Origin of the sequence: Vreelandella profundi (assembly GCF_019722725.1) — a bacterium.
Lineage (GTDB): Bacteria > Pseudomonadota > Gammaproteobacteria > Pseudomonadales > Halomonadaceae > Vreelandella > Vreelandella profundi.
This window is the reverse complement of sequence record NZ_CP077941.1, coordinates 1633591-1651482: the sequence shown is the minus strand read 5'-3', so window position 1 is coordinate 1651482 and position 17892 is coordinate 1633591. Positions and strand designations below refer to the sequence as shown.

Below are 17892 nucleotides of genomic sequence, written 5' to 3'. Positions count from 1 at the left end.
AAACAAGAGGAGAGATATGATCGATGAGGGAATGGGGTGGATGATGGGGCTTGAACCCACGACCACCGGAATCACAATCCGGGGCTCTACCACTGAGCTACACCCACCACAACCTAAAAACTGGGAACGCATAAATTGTCACTGGGGTGGATGATGGGATTTGAACCCACGACCACCGGAATCACAATCCGGGGCTCTACCCCTGAGCTACACCCACCAACGACAATCTTACGTAATACAAGCATGATTGAAGATACGATTCTGACAGGTTGATACCACTGAATACGGTGGCACGCCCAGCAGGAATCGAACCCGCAACCTACGGCTTAGAAGGCCGTTGCTCTATCCGGTTGAGCTATGGGCGCACAAAGAGCATTCAGAAATAAGAATACTGATGAGCACTAGACCACAACCAATGCTTAGAAAAGCAAACTATCAGCTTTCACGTTAGGCGTGGTCGGGATGGAGGGATTCGAACCCCCGACATCCTGCTCCCAAAGCAGGCGCGCTACCAGACTGCGCTACATCCCGATTCTATCACCCTAGACGCTACTGCTCTGCCCGTCCAAGCGAGGCATATATTACTATCTTTCAATTTAAAGTCAACCACTAAAGTGGTTATTCGTTAAGGCGCTTTGCCTGGATGCCCTAGCATGCGAAAATTGCCGCCTTTAAAGCGCGCCGTTACATCAGTACGACGATGCATAGCCCTTATCGATATCACCCTTATCAACGTCCACAGGGATTCCAGAACATGACCGCCCAACTAATCGATGGCAAATCCATCGCTGCTACTGTCCGCCTACAAGTTGCCAAAAAAGTCGCCGCACGCCGACAAGCAGGTTTACGGGCACCGGGACTAGCCGTTGTTGTGGTTGGGGAAGATCCCGCCTCTCAAGTCTATGTCAATAATAAGCATCGCGCCTGTGAGCAAGCCGGTATTATCTCGCTGCAGCACGCCCTGCCAACCAACACGTCACAGCTTGCGTTAGAAGCACTGGTAGACCAGCTCAATAACGACCCGAATATAGATGGCATACTGGTGCAGCTACCGCTGCCTAAGCATCTTGACGCTGGGCCTATCTTAGAGCGTATTCGACCCGACAAAGATATTGATGGCTTTCACCCGTATAACATCGGCCGCTTAGCGCAGCGTATGCCCGCGCTACGCCCCTGCACCCCTAAAGGCATTATGACCCTACTCGCTCAAAGCGATATAGCCTTACGCGGCTTAGATGCCACCGTGGTGGGCGCTTCTAATATCGTTGGCCGCCCAATGGCGTTAGAACTGATGTTAGCGGGCTGCACTACCACCGTATGCCATCGCTTTACGCAAAACCTTGCCGAGCACGTCAGCCGCGCCGACATATTGGTGGTGGCTGTCGGCAAGCCGGGTCTTGTGAAGGGGGAATGGATAAAGCCTGGCGCTGTCGTTATCGATGTGGGTATCAACCGCCAAGAAAACGGCACGCTAATCGGTGATATCGATTTCGCAGTGGCGGCCGAGCGAGCAAGCTTCATCACACCGGTGCCTGGCGGCGTCGGCCCGATGACGGTAGCGACGCTGCTTGAAAACACGCTAGAAGCAGCAGAACAACACGACCTAACGCAGTAATTACAACGTTCGGGACGGTATTTCCCTTTTACTCAGGAGCATTGTGCAGTGAAGCGCATTGGTATTATTGGCGCGATGGCGCAAGAGGTTGATGCCTTGGTCAGCCAGCTAGAAGACGCCGAACGCTATGAGCACGCAGGCTTTGTCTTTCATACGGGCAAACGCTACGGCCTTGAGATCATCGTACTGCTCTCGGGTATTGGCAAAGTAAACGCCGCCGTAGGTACGGCAATTTTGTTAGAACGCCATCAGCCCAATGCCGTCATTAACACCGGCTCAGCAGGCGGGTTTGCTGCCGACTTAGCTATTGGCGATGTCATTATTTCAGATGAAGTACGCCATCACGACGTTGATGCCGTGGTATTTGGCTACGAAATAGGCCAGGTGCCGGGCATGCCCGCTGCTTATCTCGCAGATACGCGGCTTCGCGGCATTGCTCGTAACGCTATCGCCTCGCTAGGCGAAGTGCAGGTTCGTGAAGGCTTGATTGCTACCGGCGACGCCTTTATGGCAGATCCTGCCCGCGTAGACGCTACTCGCGCTCAGTTTCCAACGATGCTGGCCGTCGAGATGGAGGGCGCTGCCATTGCGCAAACGTGCCATCTTTATCAATGCCCGTTTGTGGTCATTCGCGCCCTCTCTGACATTCCCGGCAGCGGTGACAACCATCTTTCGTTTGATCAGTTCTTAGCAATGGCCGCCGATCACTCGTCAAGAATGGTCGATCAAATGCTTAAACAGCTAGGCAACGCCGCTTAACGGTAACCTATAGCGCTGGCTGAATTAAGTGACTGGTACCGTCGGCAACATGGCCGACGGTACAGCGCTTAAGTTTAAGCCTACGCCTTGATTGCCCAGCTCAGCGCCTCGCCCGCTAACAGCGGAACAATTTGCTCGCCCTCCGCATAAGGGTAACTTTCAGGCAAACGCCACTCACGCCGCTCCAGCGTTATGCTGTCAGCATTTGGCGAAAGACCGTAAAAACGCGGGCCATTAAGACTTGCAAAGGCTTCCAGCTTGTCCAGCGCATTCATCTCGTCAAAAGCCATAGCGTAAAGCTCAATGGCTGCGGGCGCCGTGTAAGCACCGGCACAGCCACAGTTTGACTCTTTAGCACCCTGCGCATGAGGCGCGCTATCGGTGCCGAGGAAGAACTTATGACTACCGCTCGCTGCGGCTTTTAACAGCGCCTGACGATGCTGCTCACGCTTCAAAATGGGCAGGCAGTAATAGTGCGGGCGAATACCGCCCACCAGCATTTTATTACGATTAAACAGCAGATGATGCGCCGTAATAGTGGCGGCCACATTATCCGGTGCTTGAGCGACAAACTCGGCCGCCTGCTGGGTGGTGATATGCTCAAACACTACCTTCAACATAGGATGACGCCCCAGCAATGGTTTCATCACCTTCTCAATGAACACTTCTTCACGGTCAAAAATATCAATTTGCGCATCGGTCACCTCGCCATGCACCAGCAAAGGCATACCCACCTTCACCATCATGGCAATTGCTGCGTCGCAGTGCGCCAGATCGGTGACACCAGAATCGGAGTTGGTCGTGGCGCCAGCGGGGTACAGCTTCACTGCCTTTACAATACCGCTTTGCGCAGCACGCTCAATTTCCTCGGGCGGCGTGGTATCGGTGAGATACAGCACCATCAACGGCTCGAAAGTGCTACCCGCTGGCAATGCGTCTAAAATACGCTGGCGGTAGTCAAGCGCTTGAGCAGTCGTAGTCACAGGCGGCGTTAGATTGGGCATGATAATTGCGCGTCCCATCTGAGCGGCGGTATGGCCTACCACGGCTTTTAGTGCGCCATCGTCGCGTAAATGAAGATGCCAATCATCTGGGCGGGTCAGAGTTACAGTATCCACGGCAAGTCCTGTGCTGAAGTAAAGTCGCTAAAACAAGGGTGCGCACAGTATACGCAATTAGCCGTTTGGATAAATCCACTCTTCAAGCCCCCACAGCATTGCTCAAGTGTCGTATCATGACGACACTTTTTCACTGACTGTTTTCACAAGCAAGTTTATCGGCAAGGATCGGATTGTTTATGCAGAACGTGCGTCGCTATGCAGACATTATTGCCAGTCTGGAAGGATTGATGTGGCTTAGTCTCGCGTGGTCTATCTCGCTGTCTGTCTATATCGGCAGTACGGAACCCACGCTTGCCATGCTGTTGGTGTTAGGTGCTCTGGTAGTTTTTAGCTGGGCTCACCGGCCACTGCGCTACTTACTGCGCCGTTATCATATCCGCAAACGGCGCACCGATATGTGGATACATATTTTAGCCCTGCCGCTTTTACTGGCGATGTTCTTCCACATTATGCTCGCTGCTTTGCTGGGTAGCGCCTGGCTGCCGCCTAAAATGCTGCTGTTTAACATACTGGCCTCTGCCGGCTGGACAACCTATGTCATGACTCTATTTATCAAGTTTGTCATTCACGGTTTAAAAGCCAAAACGAAGTAAACGCACCATGCAAACCGCCCTTCCTCTTCCGCTGTCCACCCCCAACCGTAACTTGGTGAGACTCACCATGGTACGCGGCATCACCTGGACAGGCTTTTTAATCGCCATCATTGTCGGCGTTGAGCTGCTGGCCTTCGACTTACCGGTCATTCCGGTAGTCGGCGTAGTGATTGCTATGGGAACGCTTAACATTGCCACCTGGTGGCGTCTCGGGCGCCCTCGCGCGGTGACGCATATTGAGTACCTGCTGCACCTGCTCGCGGATGTAACCGGCTTGACGCTGCTGTTTTACTTTTCGGGTGGCTCTACCAATCCCTTTATTACCTATTACTTAGTACCGATTACCATTGCGGCGGCCACACTGCCCTGGCGCCATGCCTGGATCATTGCCGTGTGTTCAATGGCCGGCTATACGTTTTTAATGTTCTCTTATCATCCTATTCATCAGCTGGGCCACATCAATAGCGATAACCTGCTTAGCCTGCACGTGCTCGGCATGTGGCTGAATTTCGGCCTATCGGCTGGGCTAGTCACCTTCTTTATTTATAAAATGGCCCATGCGCTACGTAGCCGTGACCAGGCGCTGTCACGTACGCGGGAAGCCGCGCTGCGAAACGAACAGGTTCTTGCAGTGGCGACTCAAGCCGCGGGCACTGCGCATGAGCTGGGAACACCGCTGTCTACCATGGCCGTTCTGCTTAAAGAAATGCAAGATGACGCCCCTATCAGCTCAGTGCTACATGAAGACATCGTGCTACTACGCCAGCAGGTAGACGTGTGCAAATCACGCTTACAAAATTTAGTGTTGAATGCTGACCGTCGGCGGATGGCTGAACCGGAGGTGCTCGACGCTGAAACATGGCTAGCCGGAGTGGTACAGCGCTGGCTAGTGCTGCGGCCAGACGTGAACCATCAGTTTAGCGTGGCCGAAAAGCGCGGGCGCCCTTGGTTAGCAGTCGATGCCACGCTTGACCAAGCGCTCACGAACCTACTCAATAACGCCGCTGATGCAAACCCAGACCAAGTTGCGATCCGCCTAGACTGGCAGGCCGATAACGTGGTGATTGATATTCGCGACCATGGCCCCGGCGTTGCAATGTCAATTGCCGACCAGTTAGGCGAAACGTTTGTGTCTACTAAAAGTAAAGGGATGGGGATCGGCTTATTTTTAACCCATGCCACCATTAACCGCTTTGGCGGCGGCGTGAGCCTGTACAATCATCCTGAAGGAGGTACGCTGACAGAAGTGACGCTACCTCGCTGCGCGGCGCCAAACTAATCTAAGCCCGCTCAAAGCATCTCCAGCAATGGATTAAGGACATCATGCCAACTCAAGAGCAACGCCTGCTGATCATTGATGACGACGAAATGTTTTGTCATGTATTAAATCGCGCGCTCACCCGGCGCGGCTATAGCGTGATTGTTGCTCACGATGCGGAGCAGGCGATTGCGATGGCCGCGCAGCATTTACCCACCATGGCAACGCTTGATCTAAAGCTTGAAAATAGCTCTGGCCTCAAGCTGCTGCCTGAGCTATTGGCTATCTCGCCTCATTGCCGCATCGTTGTGCTGACCGGCTACTCCAGCATTGCTACGGCGGTAGAAGCCATTAAACTCGGCGCTGCTAACTATCTGTGTAAACCGGTCGATGCCGACGATGTATTGGTTGCGTTTGAACATCAAGGCGGTGATCCCGATATTGAACTGGCGGACAACCCTCCCTCGATTAACCGCATCACCTGGGAACATATTCAGAAAGTGCTGCAAGAGCACGACGGCAATATATCTGCCACCGCTCGGGCACTAGGCATGCACCGCCGCACTCTTCAACGTAAGCTTCAAAAACGTCCGGTACGTCGTTAGATGAACCAATGGCGACCGTATAGCATCGCCAGCGCACTGAAAGCGATGCGTGTTTAGTGCGCCGTCCAGCCTAGATCAATATTAAAACTAGAGCCGGTGACGGCGCCCGCAGCATCAGAGATCAGATAAGCGATTAGTTGGGCAACCTCTTCAGGCTCGATTAAGCGCTTAATCGCGGCCTGTTTTAGCATGATTTTTTCGACGACGTCCTGCTCATCCATATTATTCAGCTTGGCCTGGTCGGCAATCTGATTATCCACTAGCGGCGTTTTCACATAGGCAGGGCAAACTGCGTTTGCGGTAATACCCTGCTCCCCGCCTTCAAGCGCAGCGGTCTTAGTCAAACCAATCATGCCGTGCTTAGCACTGATGTAAGCCGCTTTTCCCGGTGACGCCACCTGCGCATGGATTGACGCCACGTTAACAATTCGTCCCCAGCCCTTTTGACGCATGTGCGGCCATGCTGCCTGGGTCAGCAAGAATGGTGCGGTCAGCATTAAATCGATGATCTGGCGCCACTTATCTTCAGGGAATGTCTCGATGGAGGCGACATGTTGAATACCCGCATTATTGACCAGTATATCGACACTGCCAAAACGCTTAACCGCCTCAGCGACCGCACCTCTACAGGCATCCGGATCACTTAGGTCGGCTTCATAAAACGCAGCGCCCGCTTTTTCCGCAACAGCCTTTCCCGCCGGGTTAAAATCTACCGCGAGCACCTGGTGCCCTAGCTTGCAAAAATGTTCCACCACAGCAGCACCAATACCGCTACTAGTGCCGGTTACCAACGCAACACGCGGCGTGGTAGTCGCTTGAGAAGGCATAGGCATTTTCCTTTCGTCAGGGTTGTTTGCGATGACATTAATCACTATAGGGCACTTATGGGCCGATAACCGTCAATTATAGCTTGCGTAGTGAGCGGCTATTGGCGAAAAACGTTGGGCTCAGTCACAATAGCCGCCTATTAATCGCGGCACTAGTGGCGATGTATTACTCAATGATTGCCTCTTAGTGACCTGTCCAGCCCATCGTAACGGAGTGCCCTCTATGTTTGTGGTTATTTTTGGTCGCATGTCATGCCCTTTCTGCGTGCGTGCAAAGCATCTCGCGGAACACTTAGAAAAGGCCGGTAAAATTGACGGTTACCGCTATGTCGACATGCCTTCCGAAGGCGTGACGAAAGAAGATATTGCCAAAACAGCGGGTAAGCCTATCCACACCGTACCTCAGGTGTTTGTCGATCAGGCGCATGTTGGTGGCTTTACTGAATTTGACCAGTTTGTGCGCGACAAACAGCTGCTTGCCGGTTAATCCTAGTCGTTGCTGACATTAACCTAGTCTTTCTATTCGTCTAAAACTTGCCGTTAAAACGCTCGTTAATACCCGTTGAACTCTTGCCTATCCTGCTTGCCTATAATGAGCAGTGACTCAACGGCTCACGCTAGGGTGCGCCGCTTTTGAGCAAAGGAGTTCATCATGCAGCGTCATGAGTTTGTTCAGCAGCTGTGGCTTGACTATGTACATACGCATTCCGACATCGGAGCGCTGAGGCTTTGGCCTCAATCGACCACCGCCGACTACCTAACGTTAGTAACTCTTAATCATGGCCCGTTTGCCGCCACTGCCCTAACGGGAAGCTTGGCTCGTATGGGGTATCGTTCAGTCGGCCGCTATGCAATGGCAGATAAAGGCCTCCTGATTAGCCTTTTAGCGCCGAGCGATGGCGGCAGCTGGCTGATACTGGCCGAACTGCAAATGGGCACGCTATCCAAGGCTCCTCGCGAAGCGATTGAAGCGCTGGTACAGCAATCGCACCCACAGGACTGCAAAGGCCACAATTTGCTATGCCGTGGCAGGCCTTGGCCCATGCCGTCGTGGGCACTTTACCAGCAGCTGCTAACGGCTCATCCGCTTGCCGCCTGGCTGGCAGTGATGGGGCCGCGCTTGCACCATGCAGGTTTTGATTGCACGCAGCTGGGCGAGCCATTAATAGCGCTGGATCAAAAACTCCACGAACTCGGCATGCCCGGTTTGAACGAGCATCAAAATGGTGTCTTTGCTATTTCACCGCAGCTGCACCACCGGTTCTACCCCACAACATCGCAAAAAGTAGTGTTTGGCGAGGGCGATGAGCACCGCGTTTGCTTAGGCGGCTTGTCACTGGTTCAAAAGCACGCTGAAAGCACGGATGGCCGCATTGCTGAAGTCCTTCTACCTGATCATACCCGCTGTGAAATGGCGTAGGCGCTAGCCTTAGCGAGCGCGTCTTACGCCATTCAGGTAGTGGAAGTTACTTGCTATTATTCGGCGTCAAAGGTCATTTCGGGCACGTGGTCTGGAACGATCAACTTACCCGCTGTTTTCTCCATAATCTCTTCAACGCTGACACCCGGAGCGCGCTCTTTGAGAATAAAAGCGCCGTCTTTAATTTCAAGATAGGCCAGATCGGTTAAAACCCGACTAATGCACCCAGCGCCGGTCAAGGGCAGCTCACATTTTTCCAGCAGCTTGGATTCACCATGCTTAGACGCATGGGTCATGGTGCAAATAATATTATCCGCGCCAGCAACCAGATCCATAGCGCCGCCCATGCCTTTGATCAGCTTGCCTGGAATCATCCAAGACGCAATATTACCTTCCTGATCAACCTCAAAAGCACCTAACACGGTCAGGTCCACGTGGCCGCCGCGAATCATGGCAAAAGACTCTGCCGAGGAAAAAATCGCTGCGCCGGGGCGAGCCGTGACCGTTTCTTTTCCCGCATTGATCATATCCGAATCAAGCTCGTCTTCGGTGGGGTAGCGACCCATCCCCAGCAGGCCATTTTCAGACTGCAGCATGACGTCGATACCGTCTGGAATATAGTTGGCTACCAGCGTCGGAATCCCAATGCCTAAATTGACGTAAAAACCATCTTGCAGTTCACGTGCGACACGCTGAGCCATTTGTTCTCTTGTTAACGCCATGGTGACTTCCTCTTTATTGAATCGATAAGTGAGCAGCTAAAGAACGCTTGAAACATAAACCTTTGAAAAACCGGCCAACTAGCTGCGCACCGTGCGTTTTTCAATGCGTTTTTCAAACGTACCTTGGATAATCCGATCCACATAAATGCCCGGCGTATGGATCTGGCTAGGCTCAAGCTCACCTGGCTCAACGATTTCTTCAACTTCCACCACGGTGATTTTGCCAGCCGTGGCGGCCATGGGATTAAAGTTTTGCGCCGTATGACGATACATAACGTTGCCATACCGGTCGGCCTTCCAGCCCTTCACTATGGCGAAATCACCAATAATCGCTTCTTCTAAAATATAGTGTCGACCGTTAAATTCACGTACTTCCTTGCCATCACCAATCGGCGTGCCGTAGCCCGTCGCGGTATAGAAAGCCGGAATACCCGCCCCGCCTGCACGCATTTTCTCTGCCAGCGTACCCTGAGGAGTCAATACCACCTCAACCTCCTCGTTGAGCATTTGTTTCTCAAACAGAGCATTCTCACCGACATAAGACGCCAGAATTTTACTAATTTGACGCTCTTCAAGTAGCAGACCCAGGCCAAAGCCGTCGACACCGCAGTTATTGGAAACCACGGTAAGGTCATTAACGCCACGTCGCTTAATTTCAGCAATGAGATTTTCTGGAATACCGCACAGGCCAAAGCCGCCGGCGATCACCGTCATACCGTTTTCGATACCTTCCATTGCTTCTTCATATGAAGATACGCGCTTATCGAAACCTGCCATTGTTATGCCTCACATTGTTGTCGTTGCGTATTTGGTTAATCAACACTGCCGCTAGTGCGCAAACTGCGTGTAACGATAGTGCCAGTGTTGTTCGAGATGATATATTTGTTAAGTTTGTTTTTCTTATCAATTAATTTACAAAACTTATAAAAGGTATTGCATGACCGTCAAACAGCTACGCGCGTTTCTCGCCGTCGCCCAAACACTCAGCTTTACTCAGGCCTGCGAGCGGCTGCATCTCTCTCAGCCAGCACTTAGCTTAGCCATTAAGGGCCTGGAGGAGTCTCTGGGCGGTAAATTGTTAATTCGCAGCACGCGCAGCGTCAGGTTAACCCCAGAGGGAGAGTCGCTGCTACCGCTATCCAAACACCTTCTTGCCCAGTGGGACAATACCGAAGAGCGGCTACGTCAGCGTTTTACGCTGCAGCTTGGCCGTCTAAGCGTCGCGGCCATGCCTGCCTTTGCCTGTAATTTGCTACCCGCTGCGCTGGTTAAATTTCGTCAGCAATATCCTAAAATAAATATTACCGTGCACGATGTCATCAACGAAGAGGTGATGGAAATGGTGCGCTCCCGACAGGTAGAGATGGGCATCGCCTTCTCTACCGAAGGCACTGGCAGCCTTCTGTTTACGCCTTTATTTGACGATCACTTTGTCGCCGTGGTGCCCGCCACTTCGGTATTAAATCAAGCCACACGGCTGTCATGGTCGACGCTGCTAGCACACGATTTTATTACGCTACAGCGCCCCTCGATAATACGCCGCTTGCTCGAACAGGCGCTGCGTAATCAGCAGATGGAGCTGCCCGTCGCTTTCGAAAGCCATCAGCTTTCGACCGTCGGCCGAATGGTCGCGGATGGCCTGGGCGTCAGCGCAGTTCCTTCAATGTGTATTGGTCAGATGCAGGCACTGGGCGCACGCTGCATACCACTCACAGCGCCCGGCATTTCTTGCCAAGTGGGCATAGTAACTCAGCAAGAGCTATCGGTTGCTGCCCATGCGCTGCGCAACGTATTGCTTGAAACCGTTCAGGCACCGTCGACACCTCGCGACTAAAGAACCGTTTTCTAGAGGCTAACCTTGCGGTTTATGCTGGGCAGCGTGGCTTTGATCCTTTAGCATTCAGGATTAATAAGCGATTGGTCTGACGTTAAGGAAACGTGGTATGCCTATTGTAAAAGGACTGGTGAGCGCACTGCTGCTGGTGCTAAACACGCTGGTTTGGGGTGTACCTCTTATTCTACTGACCCTGCTGAAAATCATTACGCCGGGGCAACGGCTCAAGAAGCGCGTACTGTGCGGCTTAAATGCGGTCGCGCTCAATTGGATTGGCTGCAACTTATGGTGGATGCGCCGCTGGCTTCAACCTGAAATAAACTTCAGCGTGCCCGACCATCTTAGCCCTCAACAAAGCTGGTTAGTCATATCCAATCACCGCAGCTGGACTGATATTTTCATGCTGCTGATGGCATTGCACCGGCGTATTCCAATGCCGCGTTTTTTTTTAAAGCGCCAATTAATTTGGATTCCTATCGTTGGCTTGGCTTTCTGGGCGCTAGAATTTCCTTTTATGCGTCGGTTTAGTCGAGAGCAGATAGTCAAAAATCCTAAATTAGCCGTCATAGATCGTTCAGCGACCGAGCGTATGTGCCAACAGGCCCGCAATACGCCTATTGCCATTTTTAACTTTGTTGAGGGTACGCGCTTTAGCGTTGCCAAACGCGATGCGCAGCAGAGTGCTTATCGCCACTTATTACGTCCTAAGGCAGGCGGCGTGGCGCAGGTACTTAGCCTGCTAGGAAACCAATTGGATGGTATCCTAGATGTGACGATAAGCTATACCAACCCGTCACCTACTTTTTGGGGTTTTTTGTGCGGTAAAGAGGCCCCCATTGCGCTGGACGCACGGCAATTAGACATTCCTTTGTGGGTTAACACACCAGACCACCACGACGAAAAGCAGCATAAGGAACGCTTCCACACATGGATCAATGCACTCTGGCTGGAAAAAGATGGCCTGCTGGACGACCAAACCGCGCACGACTGACGGCCCTGCTGAGCTGCTGTCTGTTCGCGGGGATGCTAACCGGCTGTGCCAGCGGCCCGCAACCGTCGTCCCAGGGAGCAGCACCCAGCGCCAGCCAGCTAAGCGGCGACTGGGTACAGGTACGTCGCGGCGATACGCTAGGGGCGTTGGCCGCAAGAGCTAGCGTCCCGCTAGAGCGCCTGCAGCGCTTTAATCCAAGCGTGGACGCACGCCGCCTTGAAGTCGGCCAACGCCTATTGATTCCCACTCAGCAAGAGCGCGCGCCTTCCGGCGGGCCTTATCGGTATCAAATTCGACCCGGCGATACTTTCTCAAGCATCGCTCGGCATTTTGGCACCACCAGTGGACGTATTCAGGGGGCTAACGCTGGCACATCGGCTACCAGCTTAAGAGTAGGCCAAGTCATTAGCCTACCGTTGAGCAGCACGGCGGCGCGAAGCTCAGCGAGCTCAAGTGGCGGATCGTCAAACGCCAGCCCGCCGGCGGCCGTCAGTGCACCCAGCCAGCCGTTGCCCGCATCAGCACGACGCTGGCCCTGGCCGTTAGAAGATTATCGTGTGGTTCGCAGGTTCGGCCCTGATAGCCGAGGCACGCTGCAGCCCATGCTATTGGCTACTCAAGCCAGTGCCCGCGCCCAGTCCGTGGCCCCAGGAGAAGTTCGCTTTGCAAACGGGATGCGCCAGCTAGGCGAGGTGGTCATTGTCCATCATGCCGACAATCTGCAAAGCGTATATGCCCTGTGTGAGCGTATTTTGGTTAAGGTAGGACAGCAGGTCAGCGCCGGTGACGCACTGTGTGAAGTAGGCCAAAGCGATTCGACTCAGCGCTATGACCTGTTGTTTGATTTACGCCAAGGCGGCAAGCCGATCGATCCTAGGCAGGTACTTAGATAAACGAGTTCAGCGGAATATAAACACACAGCCTGGCCGGTGGCTCACAGCCCTTCATCGAGCCAGGCACTGCCCTGACACTGCGCCTTGAGATCCACAAAAGCTTCATCCACTGCCCTCATGAAGTTCTCAACCGTCTGGTCTGCGTAGATACTGTCCCCCACCGCCACGTCACAATTACGTGGCACCAGTAATGCTTCGCCTTTGGGCAACGCACGCCCTAAGCCTCTTAGTAGCACCGGGGTCACACCAATCGCTGGGGTTTCCTTGAGCATGTGATAAACGCCTTTTTTCATTGGCTGCATCGCTTCCGGCTTACCGCGGCTGCCTTCGGGAAACAGGATAAGTATATCGCCCGCTTTCAGTGCCGTTTGGCAATCCGCCAGTAAATCCTTGCGCTCAGCGCTGCCATCACGATGCACAGGGATAATATCGAGCACGTTCGTCGAAAACCAAGCCAGCCAGCGATTAGAGAGAAAGTAATCCGCTGCCGCCACAGGACGAACCCGGTGTAACTGCGACCACGGAAACAGACTCATCAGCACTAGCGTATCAAGATGGCTATTGTGATTGGCAATAATGACATGCGGCCCTTGCGTAGGCAGCCGCTCGCGTTGGTAAACATTAAGCCCAATAACAATGATAATGAGTGGCCTAACCACAAGCATGAAAGACAGTATCTTTAGCCAGCGTTTCATGGCTGTTCCCTTAATAAGCAAAATAGCGATAGAAGTGGAAGAAGATAGGCGCGGTATAAATAATGCTATCGAGTCGATCCAGAATGCCGCCGTGGCCAGGTATTAACTGCCCGGTATCCTTGATACCAAGATCGCGTTTCACGGAAGAAATGACGACATCGCCAAAAAAGCCAGCCACCGCAATCATTGCCCCAACCACCAAACTCAGCTGCCAGGAAAGTCCCGTTAGATAAGGACCAATCAAGCCAGAGCACAGCGTCACCGTGACACAGCCACCAATAAACCCTCCCCAGGTCTTATTCGGGCTCACTAAGGGAATAATCTTACGCCTGCCCACCTGTTTGCCCCAAATGTACTGGCATACGTCGTTGAACTGGGTCAGAAATATCACAAACAGAACGGGGCCAAGATACCCTGCGGCGTCATTTATTACCGGCAGCGTTAATAGCGCGGCCAGATGGCTAATACAGTAAACGGCCAGCATCACCATCCAATGAATAACACCGGCGGATCGGATAAAGCCATTATTATCACCCAGCAGCAACATTCGAACAGGCAGGAATAAAAACACATAAACAGGCACGAACACGTTGAACATGCCGTACCAGTCATGCCATATCCAGAAGTACTGCAGCGGTATAGCCAGGTAAGCCCAGAACAACACGCGTCGATCGGTGAGCCGGGTCGGCACGATCGAAAAGAATTCCTTTAGTGCCAAATAGCTAAGAAATGCAAAGAATACAATTCCCGCCTGGCGATTGAGCATCAGCACGACAAATAGCAGGCCAATCATCCACCACCAGGAGCGAATGCGCAGCTTTAGCTCCTGATAATCACGCGTTGGGTTCCGCTGCGCTAGCCACAGCCGTGACAAACTGGCCACGCACAGCAGCCCCAGCACAGCAAGCACGACCGTTCGTGCATGAGGGGCAATCTCAAACATGATCAGCATCCTGCTCTGTCGCCCGCTCAGGATCGCTGCTGATCACATGCGATTGATCAACGAGATAGCAATGAATAGCGCGGGTACGGCGCGCAATCGTCCAGGTACAGCCAATAATAAACACCAGCGTTACCACAAACATAGCGACGCCCTTAGGCCACCAAAAGGATTCCAATACGCTGATTAAGCAGGCGGCGGTCAATAACGCCATGCGGTGCTGTTTGGCCATAGGGCCGAGAAAGCGCATAGGCGCGCCCATCGAAGCACCCAGCACGCGAACGTAGGCCGTTGCCACTGCTAGCATAGCTGCCAGCCAACCCATCCAGATACCGGCTGGCTGCCAGCTTGCGGCGACGTAGCCCACGGCGACAAGCAGTAAGGTATCTGCAAGCCGGTCGGGCATATCATTGTAAAGCTCACCCGACGGCGTCGACTTGCCACCCTCCATGGCGACCATGCCATCGAAAAGATTGCACAGCAGCCGCCCTTGAATACCGACAATAGCCATTAGCGGCAGCAGCCAATCGGCACCTCCTTCTGCATGGCGCCAAAACACCAGCATCAGAGCAGCAAACGCGGCAAAGCCAATACTCGCAAGGGAAATTTGATTGGGAGAAATCTGCCGTTGACTCAGCCAGACAGTAATACGTTGAGCAAAACGATGATCACGGGTTTTAATGGGACGACGCGTCCCTTGAGAGGTGGACAAAAACCGATACTCCTAAGCATCATAGATACCGCCATATTAACAGCGGTTAACAGCGAAGCAACGCATTTGAGTTGTATTCGCACCCGCGCTCATTCGTCGCACTCCCTAGTGGCGAGGAGCACATTTCAATGTCGCTATGCCTAGATTCTCGTTAAAACCGCGACGCAAGACGCTAGAAACATGCTAGCGCCCTGCGCGACGTGCTGTTATTAGCCTCGGTAGCTGTTATTAACCTCGGTAATAGCCCGCTTTTACAAAGGGCATGGGCGTCACTACCATCGGCAGCTGTTTACCGCGCACTACCGCATACACAACGCTTTGCGGGGCTTCCTGCTCACGGTTCACATAGCCCATAGCAACCGGCTTGCCGACACTGGGACCAAAACCACCCGACGTGACCACGCCGACCTCATTGCCCGCCTCATCTACCAATGCGGCGCCTTCACGCACCGGCGCCCGGCCTTCGGCCAAAAGCCCTACGCGCTTGCGGGTATGATCTTTGGCATCCACTTGATGAAGAATCACGTCAGCACCTGGGAACCCACCCGGACGCTCACCGCCATGACGACGCGGCTTGCCAATCGCCCAAATGAGCCCAGCTTCTACCGGCGTGGTTTGCATATACATATCATGGCCATAAAGGCATAGCCCCGCCTCTAACCGCAGCGAGTCACGCGCGCCTAGCCCAATGGCCTCTACCTCAGGCTCAGCAAGCAGCCGCTCCGCGAATTCTTCACAAAAATCGGCGGCGACGGATATTTCAAAGCCATCCTCGCCAGTGTAGCCGCTACGGCTAACCCACACTTCCTGACCTGCAATAGTAAAGCGGCCGTGCTGCATAAACACCAGCTCGCAGGCTTCGGGGCAAAGCCGCTGCATCACATCACGAGCCTGTGGACCTTGCAGCGCCAGCAAACCGCGCTCTAAGGGCTCAATAGTATGCGTCGCGGACAAACTTAGCCGCAAATGTGCCAAATCTTGGTCTTTGCAGGCGGCGTTAACGACTAGATAGAAGTGATCGCCGGCATTCACAATCATCAAGTCATCAATGATTCCGCCTTCAGCGCTGGTGAAAATCCCATAGCGCTGAGCGCCTTTTTCCAGTCCGACCAGATCAGCGGGTATCAGCGTTTCAAGCGCCTGCGCTACGTTGTCGCCTGAGACCAGGATTTGCCCCATGTGGGAAACATCAAACAGGCCACACTGATGGCGCGTGTGCTCATGCTCTTTTTTAACACCCAGCGGATACTGCACCGGCATATCATAACCAGCAAAAGGCACCATTTTTGCACCTAGCCGACAATGTAAGGCGTGAAGCGGCGTTTGCTTTAACGTTGTCATGGGACATTCCTCACTTAAATGGATCACTTAAAAGAGAACGGGAAGCCACCGACTCAGTGTCTTCCCGCCTCTGTTATGACTGACACCATGCGCTTAATGCGATAAACCTATTTTAGCCAGCGCATCAAGCGCTAAGCGCATTATTGATCGTGGTCTAGCTCTTCACCCGGCAACACGTCTTTGCCGTCAAAATAGTCCTTGGTCAGTTTAAAGACTACTGGTGAAAGTAGTGCTAGAGCAATCAAGTTGGGGATCGCCATCATTGCATTAAAGGTATCAGCCATTAGCCAGATGAAGGTCAACTGCGCAATAGCCCCTAGCGGTATTGCTAATACAAACAGCACCCGATAGATCATGATAGAGCCGGTTCCGAATAGGAATTGACAACACTTCTCTCCGTAGAATGACCAGCCGAGGATGGTGGTAAAGGCAAAGATAGCCAATGCCACCGCTACGATCTGATTACCATATCCGGGTAGCGCTGCATCAAAGGAGAGTGCGGTCAGCGATGCGCCAGCCTCTCCCTCCATCCATACGGTAGAGGTCAAAATCACCAACGCGGTAATCGTGCACACGACAATCGTATCGATAAAGGTTCCCAGCATGGCAATCAACCCTTGGCGTACCGGGTTTTTAGTTTTTGCCGCTGCGTGTGCAATAGGTGCACTACCCAGGCCTGCTTCATTAGAGAAGATGCCTCGGGCTACACCAAAGCGAATGGCTGCCATGACAGCAGCGCCGGCAAAGCCACCGGCCGCCGCCATAGGGTTAAATGCATAGTAAAAGATAAGGCCAAACGCTTCGCCAATCTGACCAGCGTTGATGATCAACACCAGCAGGCCAGCCACCACGTAGGCAATCCCCATAATAGGCACTAGCTTACCGGCGACTTTAGCAATACGTTTGATACCACCCAGAATCACTGCACCTGCCAATACCATAATGACGATGCCCGTCAGCCAGTGAGGTACGCCGAAGGTGATGTCCATAGCATCGGCCACGGAGTTGGACTGGACAGTATTACCTATTCCAAAAGCCGCCACAGCGCCAAAAAAAGCAAATACGCCACCTAACCATAGCCACTTTTTACCTAGGCCATTTTTGATATAAAACATCGGCCCGCCGACGTGGAAACCCGTGCTATCGGTTTCACGATAGCGAACGGCCAAGACTGCTTCAGCAAACTTGGTCGCCATACCCACTAACGCCGTAATCCACATCCAAAAAACCGCGCCGGGTCCACCTAGCGCAATAGCGGTAGCCACACCGGCAATATTACCGGTTCCGATGGTGGCCGAAAGCGCTGTCATCAAGGCATCAAAAGGCGATATTTCCCCTTCATCGCTGCCTTTCGACGCGGCTTTATCAGCGCTTGCCTTGGACTCACGACCAGCCCACATTAGCTTGAAACCCATGCCGAGTTTTCTGATCGGCATCAGTTTCAAGCCAAGCTGCAGGTATATACCCACGCCCAGCAGCAGAACCAGCATGAGTGGCCCCCAGACCACGCCATTAATGGCTCCTAACAGGTTCGTTAACATTTCCACACGCTTCTCCTCACCCTTG

General features: G+C 53.1%; 19 protein-coding genes and 4 tRNA genes. 10 read left to right on the top strand and 13 right to left on the bottom strand.

Annotated features, from left to right (window positions below; all coding sequences use genetic code 11):
* Window positions 1–32: 32 nt before the first annotated feature.
* From KUO20_RS07585 to KUO20_RS07570, 4 genes are all read right to left on the bottom strand, one after another.
* Window positions 33–107 (bottom strand) — tRNA-His (locus KUO20_RS07585).
* A 35-nt stretch (window positions 108–142) separates the two neighbouring features.
* Window positions 143–217: transfer RNA gene (locus tag KUO20_RS07580), tRNA-His, on the bottom strand.
* Between the two features lie 71 nt (window positions 218–288).
* Window positions 289–365, bottom strand: a tRNA-Arg gene (locus KUO20_RS07575).
* Window positions 366–454: 89 nt separating this feature from the next.
* Window positions 455–531, bottom strand: a tRNA-Pro gene (locus KUO20_RS07570).
* 223 nt (window positions 532–754) lie between these two features.
* On the opposite strand from KUO20_RS07570, the gene folD reads away from it, so the two are divergent.
* Entirely contained in the window at window positions 755–1615 is an 861-nt protein-coding gene (gene folD, locus KUO20_RS07565) for a bifunctional methylenetetrahydrofolate dehydrogenase/methenyltetrahydrofolate cyclohydrolase FolD (protein WP_235042246.1), read from the top strand.
* A gap of 48 nt (window positions 1616–1663) precedes the next feature.
* On the top strand, window positions 1664–2374 hold the full coding sequence (gene mtnN, locus KUO20_RS07560; RefSeq protein ID WP_235042245.1) for a 5'-methylthioadenosine/S-adenosylhomocysteine nucleosidase: 711 nt from the start codon (window positions 1664–1666) through the stop codon (window positions 2372–2374).
* An 80-nt stretch (window positions 2375–2454) separates the two neighbouring features.
* Here mtnN and pyrC read toward each other — a convergent pair whose 3' ends face one another.
* Entirely contained in the window at window positions 2455–3492 is a 1038-nt protein-coding gene (gene pyrC, locus KUO20_RS07555; protein WP_235042244.1) for a dihydroorotase, read from the bottom strand.
* Between the two features lie 179 nt (window positions 3493–3671).
* On the opposite strand from pyrC, the gene KUO20_RS07550 reads away from it, so the two are divergent.
* Genes KUO20_RS07550 through KUO20_RS07540 form a run of 3 tightly spaced genes read left to right on the top strand, consistent with a single transcriptional unit; the run spans window position 3672 to window position 5951 of the window.
* Window positions 3672–4088, top strand: a complete 417-nt coding sequence (locus tag KUO20_RS07550) for a hypothetical protein (RefSeq protein ID WP_235042243.1) — start codon at window positions 3672–3674, stop codon at window positions 4086–4088.
* 7 nt (window positions 4089–4095) lie between these two features.
* Complete coding sequence (locus KUO20_RS07545) at window positions 4096–5367, top strand: ATP-binding protein (protein ID WP_235042242.1); 1272 nt, start codon at window positions 4096–4098, stop codon at window positions 5365–5367.
* A gap of 44 nt (window positions 5368–5411) precedes the next feature.
* On the top strand, window positions 5412–5951 hold the full coding sequence (locus tag KUO20_RS07540) for a response regulator transcription factor (RefSeq protein WP_235042241.1): 540 nt from the start codon (window positions 5412–5414) through the stop codon (window positions 5949–5951).
* Window positions 5952–6004: 53 nt separating this feature from the next.
* Here KUO20_RS07540 and KUO20_RS07535 read toward each other — a convergent pair whose 3' ends face one another.
* Window positions 6005–6778 carry a 3-hydroxybutyrate dehydrogenase gene (locus tag KUO20_RS07535; RefSeq protein ID WP_235042240.1) on the bottom strand — a complete coding sequence of 258 codons (774 nt, stop codon included), beginning with the start codon at window positions 6776–6778 and terminating at the stop codon, window positions 6005–6007.
* Between the two features lie 223 nt (window positions 6779–7001).
* Here KUO20_RS07535 and KUO20_RS07530 point away from each other — a divergent pair, with 223 nt between their 5' ends.
* Entirely contained in the window at window positions 7002–7265 is a 264-nt protein-coding gene (locus KUO20_RS07530) for a GrxA family glutaredoxin (protein WP_235042239.1), read from the top strand.
* A gap of 165 nt (window positions 7266–7430) precedes the next feature.
* Window positions 7431–8198, top strand: coding sequence for a VOC family protein (locus tag KUO20_RS07525; RefSeq protein ID WP_235042238.1), 768 nt, complete (start codon window positions 7431–7433; stop codon window positions 8196–8198).
* A 56-nt stretch (window positions 8199–8254) separates the two neighbouring features.
* Here the strand turns inward: KUO20_RS07525 and KUO20_RS07520 are convergent, their stop codons facing one another.
* Entirely contained in the window at window positions 8255–8920 is a 666-nt protein-coding gene (locus tag KUO20_RS07520) for a CoA transferase subunit B (RefSeq protein WP_235042237.1), read from the bottom strand.
* Between the two features lie 78 nt (window positions 8921–8998).
* Window positions 8999–9697 (bottom strand): CoA transferase subunit A, encoded by a 699-nt coding sequence (locus KUO20_RS07515; protein WP_235042236.1) that lies wholly within the window; start codon window positions 9695–9697, stop codon window positions 8999–9001.
* 160 nt (window positions 9698–9857) lie between these two features.
* Between KUO20_RS07515 and KUO20_RS07510 the strand changes: the two genes are divergently transcribed.
* The 3 genes from KUO20_RS07510 (at window position 9858) to KUO20_RS07500 (ending at window position 12638) form a co-directional block, all read left to right on the top strand.
* Entirely contained in the window at window positions 9858–10754 is an 897-nt protein-coding gene (locus KUO20_RS07510; protein ID WP_235042235.1) for a LysR family transcriptional regulator, read from the top strand.
* Between the two features lie 109 nt (window positions 10755–10863).
* Window positions 10864–11745: an acetyltransferase gene (locus KUO20_RS07505; protein ID WP_235042234.1), complete on the top strand. Its 882-nt coding sequence runs from the start codon at window positions 10864–10866 to the stop codon at window positions 11743–11745.
* A gap of 32 nt (window positions 11746–11777) precedes the next feature.
* Window positions 11778–12638, top strand: coding sequence for a M23 family metallopeptidase (locus KUO20_RS07500; RefSeq protein WP_235042443.1), 861 nt, complete (start codon window positions 11778–11780; stop codon window positions 12636–12638).
* A 41-nt stretch (window positions 12639–12679) separates the two neighbouring features.
* On the opposite strand, the gene KUO20_RS07495 is transcribed toward KUO20_RS07500, so the two are convergent.
* From KUO20_RS07495 to KUO20_RS07475, 5 genes are all read right to left on the bottom strand, one after another.
* Window positions 12680–13333: a lysophospholipid acyltransferase family protein gene (locus KUO20_RS07495; RefSeq protein WP_235042233.1), complete on the bottom strand. Its 654-nt coding sequence runs from the start codon at window positions 13331–13333 to the stop codon at window positions 12680–12682.
* A 10-nt stretch (window positions 13334–13343) separates the two neighbouring features.
* Complete coding sequence (locus KUO20_RS07490; protein WP_235042232.1) at window positions 13344–14276, bottom strand: phosphatidate cytidylyltransferase; 933 nt, start codon at window positions 14274–14276, stop codon at window positions 13344–13346.
* Window positions 14269–14985, bottom strand: coding sequence for a CDP-alcohol phosphatidyltransferase family protein (locus KUO20_RS07485; protein WP_235042231.1), 717 nt, complete (start codon window positions 14983–14985; stop codon window positions 14269–14271). The genes KUO20_RS07490 and KUO20_RS07485 overlap by 8 nt, the downstream gene beginning before the upstream one ends.
* A 228-nt stretch (window positions 14986–15213) precedes the next feature.
* A complete protein-coding gene (gcvT, locus tag KUO20_RS07480; RefSeq protein WP_235042230.1) occupies window positions 15214–16326 on the bottom strand; it encodes a glycine cleavage system aminomethyltransferase GcvT in 1113 nt (370 codons plus the stop codon).
* A 140-nt stretch (window positions 16327–16466) separates the two neighbouring features.
* The gene (locus KUO20_RS07475) at window positions 16467–17873 is read right to left on the bottom strand and encodes an alanine/glycine:cation symporter family protein (RefSeq protein ID WP_235042229.1); all 1407 of its coding nucleotides are present in this window, start codon (window positions 17871–17873) and stop codon (window positions 16467–16469) included.
* Window positions 17874–17892: the final 19 nt, after the last annotated feature.